The following is a 15,019-nucleotide window of genomic DNA, read 5'->3' as shown; positions in this document are numbered from 1 at the left end:
CGGCGGGCCGCCGCCGTTCGGTCGCTCGGCGGGTGACGCTCGGTTTCGACGTGCTTTTTATCGCCGACCGTCTGAATCCGGGCATGGCAGACTTCAAGGTCGTCGTTTCGGACCCGGATACGGGTCGAACGGAACAGTTCGAGGCCGACGGACAGGACGCGAACCGGTTTCTCGGGCGCGAACTCGGGAACGAGGTCGACGGCGGCGCCGTCGGCCTCGACGGCACGACGCTCGAACTGACGGGCGGGTCGGACGACGCCGGCCGCCCCCTCCGCGCTGACGTCGCCGGTCCGTCCCTCAAGGAGGTCCTCCTCGAAGGTGGCGTCGGCTTCGACCCGTCGCGCGACGGCGAGCGAAAGCGCGTGACCGTTCGGGGTCGCGAGATCAGCGACGCCGTCGTCCAGATCAACGCGAAGGTCGTCGACGGCGACGCCGGCTTCGGCGACGACGAGGCCGACAACGAGTAACGTGTCCGACCGCGTCGCCAGCGACGGGGCGGCGGTGACGACACACCGCGCCGAACTCGCCCGGAGCGGCGGCACCCGTCGGCCCTGTCTCCGTCTCCCCGACGACGTCGCCGTCACGTCCGGCGACCTGATCCGACTCGTCCTCGACGGCGACGAGACCCACGCCCGCGTCGAGTCGGACGCGAAGGGACCCCTGATTCGTGGCGCCTACGACAACCGCCGCCTCGCGCGGACCGGCGGCGAGGGGACGAACCGCCTCGTCGAGTGGGTTCGCGGCACCGACCTCGACGTCGGTCGGAGCGTCGACGTCGACGAGGTGACGCCCGGCTATCTCTACGGCGTCCGCGTCCCCGGCCGTCGCGCCGTGTACACGGTGACGCGGCAACCGGACTCGTCGCTCGCCGACATCGCGGAGACCCTGACCGACGACCGCTGAGTTACAGTTGGAGTGCGACGCCCGCAAGCAGCAGTGCGCTCCCGAGCCACAGTAGGGTGAGCGCCCACGTCGGCTGTGGGCCGATATCGACGCTCACGCCGAACGGAGCCGCCTCCGGGTACACGAGTCCGGCGACCGACGCGACGACGACCAGAACGCTCAGGACGACCGCTACGAGGGGGAGGGGGGCGACCGAGGATCCCAGAGAGAGGGCGTTGCTCGCCAGCAGTGCGATGCCGAACAGGAGGTACGTCATCCGCGTGAGTCGCGTCCGATCCACGTCCCAGCCACGGGGAGGGCAGGCAAAACGGTGACGGTGCAAACGCCGAAGCGACCGTTCTTTACCGCTCGACCGCCACCGACCGGTATGAGCGACCCCGAACTCGATGCCTTCCTCGCGGGCGACCGTCTCGACCACGTCGCGCTCTTTCTCACCGACGACTACCTCGACGACGACGGGACCCTCGCCGAGTACGGCACCGCCGTCGAGGACGGCGTCGTCCTCGTCGTCCCGGGCGAGAAGGGCCGACAGCTGTTCTCGGCCGGCACCGGCATGGACGCCATGGCGTTCGCCAAGGAGGCGATGGGAACAGAGGGCGACATCGACCACGGCCTGACCGGGGGCGCCTGCCCCGACTGCGGCGAGGGCGTCGCCTTCGTCCTCGCGTTCGCCGAAGCGCGAAACGAGGAGGTGGGCGGCATCTACGCCGAGGGAGACGTGATCCACGCCTACGCGGCCTGTCCCGACGGCACGGCCTTCTCGGACCGCTGGGTCGTCGCCGACGCGTAGCTCACTCGTCCACCGGGTCCGTCGCGGCGACCCGCTCGAACGCCGCCAGGATCACCTGCCTGGTCGCGTACCCTTCCGTCGTCCAGTGGTGGGCGTAGTCGAGCATGTCCTCGTAGATGTCGGGTTTACAGCCTGCGGCGCGGGGATGGCCGCCGCCGTTTACCTGTCCCGCCACCTCGTGGCAGCGCTCGAAGCCCTCACTCCCGCGAATGCTGGCGCTACCCGCGGGTTTGACGATCACCGAGGCGTCCGCACCCCGCTCGCGCAGCGCCTCCGCCACCTCGTTTTGCGAACACCGACCGTAGGTGACGCCGATGGTCCACGGGCCGACCGACCGCAACTCGGCCCGGTCGACGGCCGCCTCGATCAACCGCTCTTTCTCGACCCGCCGCTCGTCGAGGTACTCGACCACCGGATCCGGCAGGGCGGCTCCGTACTGCCCGACGACGGTCACGTACTCCTCGGCGCTGGCCCAGTGGGCGTAATCCGCCAGGTCGTCGCTTCGGGGATCCGCCTTGATCCAGAGGTCGTGGTCGCGGGTGACCGCCGCGAGGTCGGCGAGGTGGTCCGGGAACTCGTACTCGAGGGAGCGAAGCGCCACGTCCGCCGTACACTCCTCGTCGCTCTCGCCGACGACGAGGTCGACGCCCGCGTCGTGGACCGCGGCCGCCACCTCGTCGTCCCACTGGTGGTGGTCGAACCAGCGGACGCGGTCCGCGCGCTCGACGACCGCGTCGACGACTTCGGTGACGGACTCGTCGTCCGGACAGAGGTCACAGACGTAGACGTCGACGCCGGGGTCGGCGTACGCCGCGACGCGGTCGAGGGCGTCCGGCAGGGAGTGGGGCCCGGCGGTCACGAGGCCGACGGGGGAGTCCTCACGGTCCGCATCGTCATCGTCCGCTTCGTCCGCACCGAGGCTCGGATCGGTCCGCGCGGCGAGCGACGCCTCGAACGGCGCCACGTCGAGTGCGGCGTCGTAGCGTTCGCGGAGAAGGGCAACACAAGCCAACCCGTCGGCGTCGCCGTCCGCGACCACCACCACCTCCGCACCCTCGATTGCCTCCCGGGCGCGCCGGTCCGCGTACTCCTCGTCGAGCGAGTCGGGGTAGAAAAAGCCCTCGCCGGGGAGCCGCGACTTCCGCGAGAGGGAGAGTCCGTCGCCGTCGATCAGGTCGTCGTCCATACCGACCGGACGGGGGCCGCCCCGAAGTATCTCGCGATTCGCCCGACTCTCAGGCGGGAGCTGCGTCGCGGACGCCCTCCTCGTCGTCGCGCTCCTCCTTCCCGAGTTGTCGCACGGTCAACACGGGGACTGGACAGGTCCGGACCACCCGTTCGGCGACGCTACCGATGAGAAAGCGGTTCTCGCCGTGACGGCCGCGGGTCCCCATCGCCACCACGTCGGCGTCGTAGTCGTTCGCGTACTCCCGAATCTCCGTCGCCGGCCGGCCCTCACGGACGGCGGTCGTCACCTCGCGATCCGTGGCGTCTCGGATCGCCGCCAGTGCCTCCTCGCCGGACTCGTCGAGGGCGGCGCGCATCTCCTCGCGTACCCGCTCGGGCGAGCTCTCGACCTCCCCCTCGTCGACGACGTAGAGGGCGTGGACCGCCGCGTCGAACCGCTCGGCCAGGTCGAGAGCGACGCTGACGGCCCGCCGGACGCTCTTGGAGCCGTCCGTCGCGATGACGATGGTATCGAACATGCGCGTGGTTTCGGGCGGTCGAGACATAAACCCGGTGTCACACGGGGAGAGTTTTTGCCCGTGGCCCGCGCACGTCCGAGCATGACCGATTCGCTCTCGCCGTCGCTCGTCCTCGTCCCCGTTGACGGGAGCGAGGAGTCGCTCGTGGCCGTCGAGTACGCCGCGGCCATCGCCGAGGAGTACGCTGCCACGATCCACGCGCTCTACGTCGTCAACGACGAGATGGCTCGGGCCATCGACACCGGCGCCGTCGACGACGCGACGCTCGCGGCCGACACCGAGGCGTTTCTGGAGGCGGTGGTCGAGACCGTCGACGACGTGGGCGTCCCACTCTCGATGTCGATGACCTACGGTTTCTCTACCCGCCGGCTCTCGAGACATCCGGGGAGCGTCGTCCTCGACACGGCCGAGGAACTCGGCGCCGACTTCGTGGTCGTCCCCCGCGAACCCGTCTCGGGCGACTCCGAGGAGGTACTGGCGAAGGCCGCGGAGTACGTCCTCCTCTATGCCAGCCAGCCCGTTCTCTCGGTTTAATCCAGGCGCAGCGCCATCTCGTGTTCGAAGCTCTCGGTGTCGGTGGCGCGAAATCCCACCTTCTCGTAGAGGTTGATCGCGGGGTCGTTCCAGCGCTCGACCGTGAGCCACACGCGGTCGAAGCCGGCCGCCGCACCGGCGCCGAGGAGCGTCTCCAGTAGCCGGGTGCCGATGCCAGCGTGCTGGTAGTCCTGGAGGACGAAGATGGCGAGTTCGGCGGTCCCCTCGGGTTCGTCGGGGACGAGCGTCGCGTGGCCGACGACCGTCTCGCCGTCGACCGCGACGACGTTTACCGTCTCGCCGCCCGTGATGGTGTCCAGCCAGTTCGCGATGCGCGCTTCGTTCGTCGGCGGGATGCCCTGTGCGCGGTCCGCGGGGTCGAACGCCTCGTACATCGCCGTCAACGCCTCGCGATCCGCGCCGGGGTCGTAGCGCCTGATCGTGATCGACCGCTCATCGCGATCCTCGAACGTCGTCGGCGGTTCGGGGAACGGCCCCGCCACCTCGTCGGGGAAGGTGCTGTCGTCGGTCATCTGATCAGCGTCACCGAGACGTGGGAGTTCAAGAGGACGAACTCCGCGATACCCCCCAGTTTGATCTTCCCCATCGGACTGGTCTCGCCGCCACCGAGGACGATTCGGTCGAACCCCTCCTGCTCCGCGAGTTCCACCAGCCGGCTCCCTGGATCCCCGTCGAGGTGGCGGACCGGCGCCGTCACGTCCGCGTCGTCGAGGACCGCCCGCACGCGCCGTTCGATCGTCTCCGGATCCGTCTCAGTTGCCGGGTTCCGGAGGACGGCGACCGTCAGCTCGTCGCCCGTCTGGGCGACGCGGGAAACGGCGCGTTCCAGGGCGCGCAACGAGTCGTCGCTCCCACCGATTCCCAGCAGTAGCTTCATGTCCGACGCCTCGGCGCGCCGGGTGAAAAAGGTACGCGACCCGCCGTCGGACGGTCGGCTGACGGCGACGGAACCCTTTTGCGTCGGCGCGCGGAACGCCGGCGCATGAGTGAGGACGCGCCGCAGTCCGGTGACGGCGAGGAGCGACGGTCCTCCGACGGGTCGGCCGGGGACGACGCCGGAACCCCCGCGGACGCAAGTGGGCCGGCGGCGTCCGGGTCGTCGACCGCCGACGGGTCGGTACCCGCCGACGTCCGCAAATACGAGCGGTTCAAAAAGATGGACGGCGCCCAGTACGACCGCGTCAACACCTTTCTTCGCGACCGGACGTACATCACGGCTCGCGAGTGGGCCATCGCCCGCCTCTGTGTCGACTTCCGGACCGAAACCGGCGTCGAGATGACCAAGATCGGCGAGAACCTGCCCCGTCTCGTCCCCTTCATGACCGACACCTACACGCCACAGGCGGTCAATCAGGCCCGCACCGCCTTCGAGGAGAAGGTCCAGAAGGCCGGTGCGACGTTCCTCTACGGCGCGATGTCCGGCTTCTTTACGGCCGAGGAACTCGACGAGATGATGTACGAGGTGACCGAGGTGGCGAAGTTCCTCCTCGAAGTCGAGGGCGTCGACCTCTCGGTCGCCGAGGAACTCGACGCCGAGGACCGCATCTCCGAGGTCATGCGCGAGGTCCGCGAATCGAGCGAGGAACTGCGCGACGACCTGGAGTAGTCGCTCGCGTCGCAACCGCCGAATAGACTGTCGTCGCCCCGAGGGGACGGGGAGCGGCCGCGACTCAGGACGAGTCCCGGCGCACGTTCTCGCCCGCCGTCGTCCCGAAGGTGTCCGTCACGCCGTCGTAGACGCGGTCGCCACGAACCAGCGTCCACTCGGGGAAAACGCCCTCGAACCCCTCGAAGGGCGTCCACCCACATTTCGAGTGGAGCCGGTCGCCACGCACCGTTCGCGACCGCTCCAGATCGTACAGCGCCAGATCGGCGTCCATCCCTGCCTCGATCCGTCCCTTTCGTTCCAGGCCGAACGTCGCCGCCGGCGCCGTGGCGACCAGGTCGCGGACGCGCTCGACGGTCAATGGTCCCGTCCGCGTCTCGGCGAGTAGGAGCGGCACCAATGTCTCGACGCCGGGGACGCCGCTCGGTGCCGACAGCAGCGACGTCTCCTTCTCCTCGCGAGCGTGGGGCGCGTGGTCCGTGGCGATCAGGTCGACCCGGCCGTCGACTACCCGTTCGTAGAGGGCTGTTCGGCGCTCCTCGCTCCGCAGCGGCGGGTTCATCCGGCCGTACGTCCCCAACTCGTCGAGGTCGGCCCGCGAGAGCAGGCAGTGGTGAGGCGTCACCTCACAGGTCACGGTCTCGGGTGCGTCGGCCACGATATCCACGGCTTCGGGCGTGCTGGTGTGAGCGACATGGAGGCGGGCGCCCGCGTCGATACCCATCTCGACGGCGCGCTCCACGGCCACGATCTCGGCCTCGGCGGTTCGATACGCGCTCCAGACGTCGGCTCCGGCGTCCCGACCCACCTCGTCGCCGGCGGCGGCGCGGGCACCCTCGTCGAACAGCGTCGCGTCCTCGGCGTGGACGGTCACGGGCACGCCGGCCTCGGCGGCCCGGTGGAGCGCGTCCTCGAACAGGTCGCCCTCGATGCCCATGTCGCCGGTGGAGTCGGCGAGGAAGACCTCGCCGAGGGCGAACAGGGGGCGGTCGAACAGCGTGTCGGGGCCCCAGTCGGCCGTGACGCCGCCGTTGATGCCGTATTCGACAATCGAGTCACGAGTACACAGCTCCTTCTGGTCGAACGCCGCGCCGGTCGTCGTCGGTGGATCGGTGTTGGGTTGGTCGACGACGGTCGTGACGCCGCCCGCCGCGGCGCTCCGCGACCCGGTCTGCCACGTCTCCTTGTGTGGCGCACCCGGCTCCCGGAAGTGGACGTGCGCGTCGACGGCGCCGGGGAGCAACAGTCGTTCCCGCGCGTCGACGGCGTCACCCGCAGCATCGAGACCGGTGCCGACGGCGGCGATCCGCTCCCCGTCGATCCGGACGTCGCGGACGCGACCGTCGGCCAGTCGTGCGTTTCTGACGAGCATACCACCACCTGTCGCCCGGCCGCCGTAAGTGTCCCGTTCGCTCACACCGCGATCCGGCGTACGGTCGCCGCGTCGCCGACGAGTTCCCGTTCGACCGCCGTCCGGACCCGCTCCGGATCGGCCGGGCCGCCGGCCGCCGCGACGCTCCCGACGCTCGCCGGATCGAAGGGCTGATCGAGGGCGTCGTACACCGCCGCGAGGACCGACGCCAGTTCCTCGCGGTCGGCGACGACGACACACCCCGCCACCAGCGCCGCGTCCGACCGCACCCGCTGGGCGATCCCAACGAGTTTGCCGTCGGCCTGCAGCGAGTGGCTGCCCGGACAGAACGACTCGGGAGGCTCGCCGGACGTCGCGGCGACGCCGAGACGCGACAGCGCCCGCTGGAGCCGGTCGCTCGCCGTTTCGTACCGGTCGTCCAGGCCGGTGCGGGCGTCGTCGACCGGGACTACACGGGCGAACGCCAGCGTCGACCCGGTGTAGGCGGCGGCCCGTCCGCCGACCTCCCGTTCGACGGGATCGAACCCCCGGTCTCGTGCGGCGGCACGGGCACGGTCGTACCCCGACTCGATCGCATCGCGGCGACCGAAGGCGACCTGTCGATGGGGCCGCCACACCCGAACCGCCGGCTCGCCGGTCTCGGCCGTCCGTGCGAGCATCGTGGCGGTCCGCTCCCGGTCGGCGTCGATCGTCGCTGCCCGTCCACTGAGGACACGCATACGGGATATGGGCGACGGACGCACATAACTGCCCCGCGAGTCGACGGCGACGCCGACACCTGCCGTCCGTCGTGTGCGACCCGACGGTATAAGCCTCCCCGTCCGAATCCCCGGTATGGTCACGGTCCCGGCGTCGACGCTGTCGCGCTACCGACGGTTCTCCCTGTTCAACTCCCCCTACGACGCCCACGACCGCGGATGTGCCGTCGATCTCTATCCCGAGACGAACCGCGGGCGCTCGCCTGTCGCGGGCGTCGTCGTCGACACCCGGAGCGTGCGCGCGCCGTCCCGCCCGTACGCGGTCAGCGAGGATCATCTGATCCTGATCGACACCGGTGACCACGTCGCCCGGATCCTGCACGTCGACCCCGAGGTCGCGGCGGGCGACCGAGTCGCCGTGGGCGACGTCCTGGGCGAGATGGTTCGATCCGGGTTCTTCGGCCCGTGGGTCGACAACCACGTCCACCTCGGGTTCCGCGACCCGGACGCGAACCCCTACCGCGCCGCCGGTTCCCTGCCGGTCGAGGTGGACGTGCCGGTACGCCCCCTCGACTGGGACGGCACGGGCGTCGTCCGCGAGGCCGGCGAGACGTACGTCGTCCTCGACCGTCCGCACCACCCCGATCCGGGGTCGTGGGCGGGACTCGCCGCCGCCCCGGGGGTCGTCCTCGACGGCGGCTGCCCACATTACGAGGGCGGCGGCGTCCTCCCCGCGCTCGACGCCCCGACACCCGTCTCGGTGGCGGGCGACCGTGTCGGCGTCGCCGACGGCCGGGCCGTGACCTGGGGTCCCGTCACCGTTCGCGCGAACGGCCGTCCGATCACGGGACTGTCGCTGTTCGTCGCACAGGACGCCGACTTCGGCGCGAAACTCGTCTGTCCGGACCACGACTTCGCGCCCGGCGACCGCGTCCGCGTGTCGGTGGCCCGGGAGTGAGCTCCGACGATGCCGGCACACGCGCACGGGAGACTTTTGAACGTCCTCGCCGAATGGACCGTACGATGAGCGACGATTCCGATGTGCCCGACCGCCCGGCCGACCGGAAGTCGCCGGTCGGCGAACCGGTCGTCCGTGCCGATCCGTCGGTGACGGGCGAGCGGGCGGAGGAGGCCGTCGGGTTCGACCCCGACGACCCCGAGAGCGTCCAACTCGCCGCGGACGTGGTTCGCTCGTTCGCCGAGAACACGGTCGGCTCCGAGGATCACGTCTACATGCTCCGGGGGGCGGCGGCGTGTGCCGCGCTGGTCCGCGGCGTCGGATCGTACAAAGCCGCCGCCGAACGCGCCGGCGGCGACGTCTCGGTCGCCTTCATCCGGAAGTGGGCGCGCGTACACGACCTCCCACAGGCGATCCGTCGTCACGTCGCCCGCGGTACCATCGCCCCGACGGCGGCAAAACACATCGCTCGCGTCTCGGGTGACGACCGCTACGCCCTGGCGTGGGCGACGCTCGAACACGACCTCACCGTCCGCGAGATTCGTCGCCTCGCGAGCGAGGTGAGCGACGGGCAGGACGTCGAGGCGACCCTCGACGACCGCGACGTCACCTTCGGCCGGATGGGCGTGACGCTCCCCCCGGCCCAGTACATCGAACTCCGTCGTCGGGCGTCGATCGAGAACCGACATCCGGACGACCTAGTGGCCGAGGCGCTGGACGAGTTTCTAGAGCTGTGAGCGGTGGGCCGGCCCCGGTGCGTTCGCGCTGAACGGCGGCGGCCGCGGGCTCCGGCGGACGGTCCATCGTAAGTGTTTACACCTCCGCTTACCTCGCTACGCGTAGGGCCGGTAGCTCAGTCAGGCAGAGCGTCTGGCTTTTAACCAGACGGTCGGGGGTTCAACTCCCTCCCGGCCCGCTTCTACGCGACATCACGCGACGCAAGGAGCCGTGTCGCGTGAACGGCGGACGGAGGAGTTGAACCAGAGAGTGAAGCGAACGTAGTGAGCGGAACGACCGTGGTTCGACTCCATCCCGGCCCGCGAGCGACGGCGGCCGCTCACTCCACGTTCTCGCCCTGATAACTCCCGTCGTACGTGCCGTCGTGGTTCGCCTCGGCGAGGACGAGCTGGGCCACCCGGGCGTCGGGTTCGATCTCGATCCCCGCGTGGACGGCCAGCAGCCCCTCGCCGCGACCCTCGTAGCCGGCGTCCCAGACGGCGGTGTGGAGCATGGCGGCGTTGCGCATGAGCGACGACCGGGGATAGACGAAGCCGACGTGGCCCTCCGGGATCCGGACCGTCTCGCCGTAGCGCAGGACGTATCCGCCGGGCGACAGCGTCCACGCCGCGGCGTCGGGGTCGGGATCGATCGCCCGACGGTCCCCGATCCGCTTGCCGTCGCGACCGATCCGGCCACCCTCCGTCTCGAAGACCGCCGCGGCCGTCAGATCGACGCCGTTCGGCTGGACCTGCTCGGGGGTGATCGGCGTCACGTGGTCGGCGACGAACGAACCGGCACGGAACATACGGGCCGATCGAACAGGGACGACAAAACCGTGCCGATCCGGGCGGCGATCACCGCTACGGCGTGAACCCGCCGGGAACGGGGGTGACGGCAGCAGGCTGCGGCGCAGTTATACACCCCGAGACGGTCTAAAACTTGTGGTAGACGCCCCGGTGGACGGATTTAGCGTTCCGAAAGGCGCGGGATTTATATCCGTCGGCGGTCGATGGCCGGACGTTATGGGACAGACGCTCACAGAGAAGATCCTCGACGACCACCTCGTCGAGGGTGATCTCGAACCCGGCGAGGAGATCGGGATCGAGATCGATCAGGTGCTCACACAGGACACGACCGGCACGATGGTCTGGCTGCAGTTCGAGGCGCTCGAACTCGACGAAGTTCAGACCGAACTCGCCGCGCAGTACTGTGACCACCAGACATACCAGTTCGACTTCAAGAACACCGACGACCACCGCTTCCTCCGCTCGGCCGCCGGGACGTACGGCGCGTACTTCTCCCGCCCGGGCAACGGCATCTGCCACAACGTCCACAAGGAGAACTTCGCCGCCCCCGGCAAGACGATGCTCGGCTCCGACTCCCACACGCCGACGCCCGGCGGTCTGGGCGAACTCGCCATCGGCGCCGGCGGCCTCGACGTGGCCGTCGCCATGGGCGGCGGGCCGTACTTCGTCGAGATGCCAGAGGTCGTGAACGTCCGTCTGGAGGGCGAACTCCCCGAGTGGGCGAGTGCGAAGGACCTCATCCTCGAGATGCTGCGCCGCCTCTCGGTCAAGGGCGGCGTCGGCAAGGTGTTCGAGTACACCGGCCCGGGCGTCGAGAGCCTCTCGGTACCCGAGCGAACCACGATCACGAACATGGGGACGGAACTCGGTGCGACGACCTCCATCTTCCCGACCGACGAGCGGACGAAAGACTACCTCGAACGGCAGGGCCGTGGCGACGAGTACGTCGAACTGTCACCCGACGAGGACGCCGAGTACGCCGACGAGATCGTCGTCGACCTCTCGGAACTCGAACCGCTGATCGCCACGCCGTCGATGCCCGACAACATCGTCCCCGTCCGCGAGGTCGCCGGCGAGGACGTCGAACAGGTCATCATCGGCTCCTGTACCAACGGCGGATACGCGGACATCCTCCCGGCGGCGAAGATGGTCGAGGGCCGTGAGATCAAGAAGGACCTGGAGATGATCGTCGCGCCCGGATCGAAGCAGGCCGGCGAACTCCTGGCCCGCGAGGGGTGGACCTCCGAACTGATGGCTGCTGGCGTCAACGTCTCCGAGTCGACGTGCGGGCCCTGCATCGGCATCGGCCACGTCCCCGCTTCCGACTCCGTCTCCCTGCGGACGTTCAACCGCAACTTCGAGGGTCGGTCGGGCATCGAGAACGACTCGGTCTACCTCTGCTCGCCGCAGGTGGCTGCCGCGGCCGCGCTCAAAGGCGAGATCGTCGATCCGCGTGACCTGGCCGACGAACTGGGCGATCTGGAATCGCCGGGCGTCGAACTCCCCGACCGATACGACGGCTCGAAGGCCGACATCATCGAGCCCGACGAAGCGGTCGACGACGACCTGATCAAAGGTCCGAACATCGGCGACGTCCCGCTGAAGGACCCGCTGGGCGCCGACATCGCCGGCGAGACGCTGCTGAAGATGCCCGACAACATCACGACCGACCACATCATCCCGGCCACGTCGGACATCCTGATGTACCGCTCGAACATCGACAAGCTCTCCGAGTTCACGCTCTCCCGCGTCGACGAGACGTTCGCGGAGCGGGCCAAGGCGTCGGATCACGGCGTCCTCGTCGCCGGCGAGAACTACGGGCAGGGATCCTCCCGGGAGCACGCCGCGATGTGCCCGATGTATCTCGGCGTCGAGGCCGTCCTCGCACAGTCTTTCGCCCGTATCCACAAGGCGAACCTGTACAACTTCGGCCTCCTCCCGCTGACCATCGACGAGGAGACCTACGACCGGATCGAGCAGGGCGACCACGTCGAGGTCGTCGACGACGTCGCCGACGCGGTCGCGTCCGGCGTTGAGGAGTTCACCATCCGTGTCAACGACGACTGGGAGGCGACCGCCGGGTTCGACGCCTCCGAGCGCGAGCGCGAGATCCTCGCGGCCGGCGGCAAACTCACCCTGACGAAACAGCAGTACGAAGAGGACGGTAGCGGCGCGGCGCCCGCCGACGACTGAGCCCCGTCGCTGCGCACTTTTTTGCGGCCGAGAACGCGACCGACACCGACAACGGAGGACGAGCGGAATCCCACCCGGGACGACGCCGTGAGTGACGGTGTTGCCGCGCCGAAACGGTCGGGGCGCGACGTGGCCCGAGGGCTTTTGCGCCCGTCGCCCGTATCCCGGCGCGTGGCCGTTCCACCCCAGCCCACCGACGTGACGATCCGCGGAGCCGAGGAGTCGGATCTGGGAGCGGTCGTACGGATCGAGCGGGCGGCGTTCGGCCAGCCGTGGCCCTACACCGCCTTCGAGCGCTTTCTCGGCGAATCCGGCTTTCTGGTCGCCACCCGCGAGGACGCCGTCGTCGGCTACGTCGTCGGCGACGTGACGCCCAACTTCGGCCGCGGCATCGGACACGTGAAGGATCTCGCGGTTGCGGCTCCGGCCCGACAGCGCGGGATCGGACGGTCGCTGCTCGTCCAGTCGCTCGCCGCCCTCGCCGTCGAGGGGGCGTCGCTCGTGAAACTCGAAGTGCGCGAGAGCAACGACCCGGCCCAGGCGCTCTACCGCGACGTGGGCTTCGAGACGGCGCGGCGGGTGTCACGGTACTACCGCGACAGCGAGGACGCCCTCGTGATGGTGCTCGACGTGGCCGACTGGCGGGACGAGTAGGTACCGAGCGTCGAACGTTTCATACGGTTTATCGTAAGTCACTACCGGTGGTTCGCCGAGACGGTCCGCCGAACCACCGGTGAACAGTTACAATAATCCGTATCAGGCGGGAGCGTCTACACGGCCCATGGGACTTGCCTGTCCGGTGTGCGAGACACCCCAGCGCGACGCCGAACATCTCGCCAACCACCTCGCCTTTACCGCCATGCTCCACGGTGACGCCCACGAGCGGTGGCTGGACGAGACGGTCCCGGGGTGGGCCGGGGAGGGTGCCGCGGAACTGGGTCCCGTCGTCGCCGAACACGCCGAGGAAGCCGTCTACGAGGAGGTGTTCGAGGAGTCCGTTCCCGACGATCACGACCACGCACACGACCGTCCCGTTCCCACCGGCGACACACCGACGGTCGTGACGGACGACCTGGACGACGACACGCGACGTACCCTCACGGAGGCCCGCGAGATGACGCGGGCGATGCTCGACGGCGAGACGGATGGCGCTCCCACCGACGGCGGTCCGGACGACGCTGACGGGGACGACCACGACGACGCGGACGGAAAGGCGTAAGCCGGGGCATCCGGAGGGATACGTATGGAGACCGAGGGTGTGTTCGATCCCGAGACACTCGTGGCGGCCCGCGAGGCCTACGAGTCGGTCGGGCCAGCGGCCCAAACCGCGGTCCGCGAGACGGCGACGGCGATGGACTTCGACGGCGAGGAGTACGGAGACCGCGTGACGAGCGACGTGGTGGAGGCGGCTCGGGACGCCATCTTCGCCTCGCTGCTCGTCGTCCGGATCGCCGACCGCGACACGTTCGAGTCCTGGCGTGCCGACACCGACGTCGAGGTGACGGTCCTCGGCAGTCCGGACGTGGAGCGTGTGGTCTGGCACGTCGCCCCCTTCGCGGACGCGGCCGTCGCCGCCACGTTTCAGGACGAGCGCGACGCGGCGGTGGCCACGCTCCGCCGGCAGGCTTTCGGCCGTTGCTACCGCGACCGGCTATAGCCGGGGCGAAATCGCTTTCCCCGCACCGACCCAACGGCCTCCGTGCGACCGATCACGCGCCGCGCGGTACTCGGCTTCGTCGTCGTCGTCCTCGCTCTGCTCGCACTCGGCGCCCTGCCCTCGCTGCTGGGTACCGGCGATCCCTACCATCTGACGGCGACGCCGACGGACGCCGACGGGCCGGCGGTCAACGTCACGGGACTCTCGGAGCGTCGCTACCCCTACCTCACCGAGGCCATCGACTCGGGGCGATCGGATGCCTACCGCCGCGGCCCGGTCGGCCTGAAGGAGACGTTCTCACACTCGCCGTTCGACGAGCGCCAGGGGCTGGTCGCTCGCAACCCCGATGCACGGCGGGACGGTGCCGTCGTCGTCGTCGACGGCGGCGACCGGTATCTGATCGAGGTGGTTCGAGCGTGAGCGACGCCGACGAGTCGGAGCACGACTGGCCGGTGATCGAGTCGGTGACCGAGTACGAAACCGGCTGGTACACCGGCGGCTACGACCTCGTCGAACAGCCGGACGGCTCGACCAAGCGGTACTACTGGGCGGAACTACCACCCGCCACCGTGGTGGTCGCCGTCGCCGACGACGACGTCCTCTTCGTCGAGCAGTTCCGTCCGACGATCCGCGAGACCCACCTCGAACTCCCCGCGGGCATCGTCGAGGACGGCGAGTCGTTCACGACCGCCGCGGCGCGCGAACTCCGCGAGGAGACGGGGGTCGCCCCGGATACGACCGCACTCCTCCAGGAGTTCTGGACGTGTACGGGCGTCCTCCGCCACCGTCGTGGCATCGTCTTCGCGGAGGGGCTGACGCCCGTGCGTCGGGACTTCGACGGCAACGAGTTCCTCCGGCCTCGGTCGATCCCTATCGAAGATGCCCTCGACGTGGCACGCGCCCAACCGACCAACGACGCCACGGTCGAAGGGATACTGCTGGCCCGCGAGGAGGGGATGCTATAGCCGGGCGCGACCGGCGTCGGGACCCGCCGATCTGCAGGGACTCGGCAACGCCATCGCGACCGACGCGGACCGAACGAGATCGGAAACGAC

General features: G+C 69.6%; 21 protein-coding genes and 1 tRNA gene. 14 read left to right on the top strand and 8 right to left on the bottom strand.

Features of this window, described 5'->3' with window-relative positions:
• Window positions 1-83: 83 nt before the first annotated feature.
• Both NBT82_RS17195 and NBT82_RS17190 read left to right on the top strand, forming a co-directional pair.
• On the top strand, window positions 84-467 hold the full coding sequence (locus NBT82_RS17195; protein WP_251329322.1) for a 30S ribosomal protein S6e: 384 nt from the start codon (window positions 84-86) through the stop codon (window positions 465-467).
• Window position 468: 1 nt separating this feature from the next.
• Window positions 469-903 carry a DUF7112 family protein gene (locus NBT82_RS17190; RefSeq protein ID WP_251329321.1) on the top strand — a complete coding sequence of 145 codons (435 nt, stop codon included), beginning with the start codon at window positions 469-471 and terminating at the stop codon, window positions 901-903.
• A gap of 1 nt (window position 904) precedes the next feature.
• On the opposite strand, the gene NBT82_RS17185 is transcribed toward NBT82_RS17190, so the two are convergent.
• Window positions 905-1,183 carry a hypothetical protein gene (locus tag NBT82_RS17185; RefSeq protein WP_251329320.1) on the bottom strand — a complete coding sequence of 93 codons (279 nt, stop codon included), beginning with the start codon at window positions 1,181-1,183 and terminating at the stop codon, window positions 905-907.
• Between the two features lie 87 nt (window positions 1,184-1,270).
• Here NBT82_RS17185 and NBT82_RS17180 point away from each other — a divergent pair, with 87 nt between their 5' ends.
• Entirely contained in the window at window positions 1,271-1,693 is a 423-nt protein-coding gene (locus tag NBT82_RS17180) for a DUF5807 family protein (protein WP_251329319.1), read from the top strand.
• Window position 1,694: 1 nt separating this feature from the next.
• On the opposite strand, the gene NBT82_RS17175 is transcribed toward NBT82_RS17180, so the two are convergent.
• Both NBT82_RS17175 and NBT82_RS17170 read right to left on the bottom strand, forming a co-directional pair.
• Complete coding sequence (locus NBT82_RS17175; RefSeq protein WP_251329318.1) at window positions 1,695-2,879, bottom strand: DHH family phosphoesterase; 1,185 nt, start codon at window positions 2,877-2,879, stop codon at window positions 1,695-1,697.
• Between the two features lie 49 nt (window positions 2,880-2,928).
• Complete coding sequence (locus tag NBT82_RS17170; RefSeq protein WP_251329317.1) at window positions 2,929-3,399, bottom strand: universal stress protein; 471 nt, start codon at window positions 3,397-3,399, stop codon at window positions 2,929-2,931.
• A gap of 81 nt (window positions 3,400-3,480) precedes the next feature.
• Here NBT82_RS17170 and NBT82_RS17165 point away from each other — a divergent pair, with 81 nt between their 5' ends.
• A complete protein-coding gene (locus NBT82_RS17165) occupies window positions 3,481-3,933 on the top strand; it encodes a universal stress protein (protein WP_251329316.1) in 453 nt (150 codons plus the stop codon).
• On the opposite strand, the gene NBT82_RS17160 is transcribed toward NBT82_RS17165, so the two are convergent.
• Window positions 3,930-4,466: a GNAT family N-acetyltransferase gene (locus tag NBT82_RS17160; RefSeq protein ID WP_251329315.1), complete on the bottom strand. Its 537-nt coding sequence runs from the start codon at window positions 4,464-4,466 to the stop codon at window positions 3,930-3,932. The two genes, NBT82_RS17165 and NBT82_RS17160, sit on opposite strands and share 4 nt — an antisense overlap.
• Window positions 4,463-4,831 carry a universal stress protein gene (locus NBT82_RS17155; RefSeq protein ID WP_251329314.1) on the bottom strand — a complete coding sequence of 123 codons (369 nt, stop codon included), beginning with the start codon at window positions 4,829-4,831 and terminating at the stop codon, window positions 4,463-4,465. Before NBT82_RS17155 ends, NBT82_RS17160 begins: the two co-directional genes overlap by 4 nt.
• Window positions 4,832-4,936: 105 nt before the next feature.
• Here NBT82_RS17155 and NBT82_RS17150 point away from each other — a divergent pair, with 105 nt between their 5' ends.
• The gene (locus tag NBT82_RS17150) at window positions 4,937-5,560 is read left to right on the top strand and encodes a DUF5806 family protein (protein ID WP_251329313.1); all 624 of its coding nucleotides are present in this window, start codon (window positions 4,937-4,939) and stop codon (window positions 5,558-5,560) included.
• A gap of 64 nt (window positions 5,561-5,624) precedes the next feature.
• Here NBT82_RS17150 and NBT82_RS17145 read toward each other — a convergent pair whose 3' ends face one another.
• Both NBT82_RS17145 and NBT82_RS17140 read right to left on the bottom strand, forming a co-directional pair.
• Window positions 5,625-6,932 (bottom strand): dihydroorotase, encoded by a 1,308-nt coding sequence (locus NBT82_RS17145; RefSeq protein WP_251329312.1) that lies wholly within the window; start codon window positions 6,930-6,932, stop codon window positions 5,625-5,627.
• Window positions 6,933-6,973: 41 nt separating this feature from the next.
• Window positions 6,974-7,651 carry a lipoate--protein ligase family protein gene (locus NBT82_RS17140; protein WP_251329311.1) on the bottom strand — a complete coding sequence of 226 codons (678 nt, stop codon included), beginning with the start codon at window positions 7,649-7,651 and terminating at the stop codon, window positions 6,974-6,976.
• A 115-nt stretch (window positions 7,652-7,766) separates the two neighbouring features.
• Between NBT82_RS17140 and NBT82_RS17135 the strand changes: the two genes are divergently transcribed.
• From NBT82_RS17135 to NBT82_RS17125, 3 genes are all read left to right on the top strand, one after another.
• A complete protein-coding gene (locus tag NBT82_RS17135; RefSeq protein ID WP_251329310.1) occupies window positions 7,767-8,588 on the top strand; it encodes a DUF8155 domain-containing protein in 822 nt (273 codons plus the stop codon).
• A gap of 65 nt (window positions 8,589-8,653) precedes the next feature.
• Window positions 8,654-9,325 carry a DUF7119 family protein gene (locus NBT82_RS17130; protein WP_251329309.1) on the top strand — a complete coding sequence of 224 codons (672 nt, stop codon included), beginning with the start codon at window positions 8,654-8,656 and terminating at the stop codon, window positions 9,323-9,325.
• 105 nt (window positions 9,326-9,430) lie between these two features.
• A tRNA-Lys gene (locus tag NBT82_RS17125) sits at window positions 9,431-9,504 on the top strand.
• Between the two features lie 141 nt (window positions 9,505-9,645).
• Here NBT82_RS17125 and NBT82_RS17120 read toward each other — a convergent pair.
• Window positions 9,646-10,113, bottom strand: coding sequence for a deoxyuridine 5'-triphosphate nucleotidohydrolase (locus NBT82_RS17120; RefSeq protein ID WP_251329308.1), 468 nt, complete (start codon window positions 10,111-10,113; stop codon window positions 9,646-9,648).
• Between the two features lie 217 nt (window positions 10,114-10,330).
• On the opposite strand from NBT82_RS17120, the gene NBT82_RS17115 reads away from it, so the two are divergent.
• The 6 genes from NBT82_RS17115 to NBT82_RS17090 all read left to right on the top strand — a co-directional run bounded on the left by NBT82_RS17115 (window position 10,331) and on the right by NBT82_RS17090 (window position 14,929).
• Window positions 10,331-12,307, top strand: a complete 1,977-nt coding sequence (locus NBT82_RS17115; protein ID WP_251329307.1) for an aconitate hydratase — start codon at window positions 10,331-10,333, stop codon at window positions 12,305-12,307.
• A 171-nt stretch (window positions 12,308-12,478) separates the two neighbouring features.
• Window positions 12,479-12,961 carry a ribosomal protein S18-alanine N-acetyltransferase gene (rimI, locus tag NBT82_RS17110; RefSeq protein WP_251329306.1) on the top strand — a complete coding sequence of 161 codons (483 nt, stop codon included), beginning with the start codon at window positions 12,479-12,481 and terminating at the stop codon, window positions 12,959-12,961.
• A gap of 127 nt (window positions 12,962-13,088) precedes the next feature.
• A complete protein-coding gene (locus NBT82_RS17105) occupies window positions 13,089-13,526 on the top strand; it encodes a DUF5810 domain-containing protein (protein ID WP_251329305.1) in 438 nt (145 codons plus the stop codon).
• A gap of 24 nt (window positions 13,527-13,550) precedes the next feature.
• The gene (locus tag NBT82_RS17100; RefSeq protein WP_251329304.1) at window positions 13,551-13,964 is read left to right on the top strand and encodes a DUF5809 family protein; all 414 of its coding nucleotides are present in this window, start codon (window positions 13,551-13,553) and stop codon (window positions 13,962-13,964) included.
• Between the two features lie 42 nt (window positions 13,965-14,006).
• Window positions 14,007-14,384 (top strand): hypothetical protein, encoded by a 378-nt coding sequence (locus NBT82_RS17095; RefSeq protein ID WP_251329303.1) that lies wholly within the window; start codon window positions 14,007-14,009, stop codon window positions 14,382-14,384.
• Complete coding sequence (locus NBT82_RS17090; RefSeq protein WP_251329302.1) at window positions 14,381-14,929, top strand: NUDIX hydrolase; 549 nt, start codon at window positions 14,381-14,383, stop codon at window positions 14,927-14,929. Before NBT82_RS17095 ends, NBT82_RS17090 begins: the two co-directional genes overlap by 4 nt.
• Window positions 14,930-15,019 lie beyond the last annotated feature (90 nt).

Source organism: Haloplanus sp. HW8-1 (assembly GCF_023703795.1).
GTDB lineage: Archaea > Halobacteriota > Halobacteria > Halobacteriales > Haloferacaceae > Haloplanus > Haloplanus pelagicus.
Note: the sequence above shows the minus strand (reverse complement) of the source record. Positions and strands in the feature narration are given on the sequence as shown.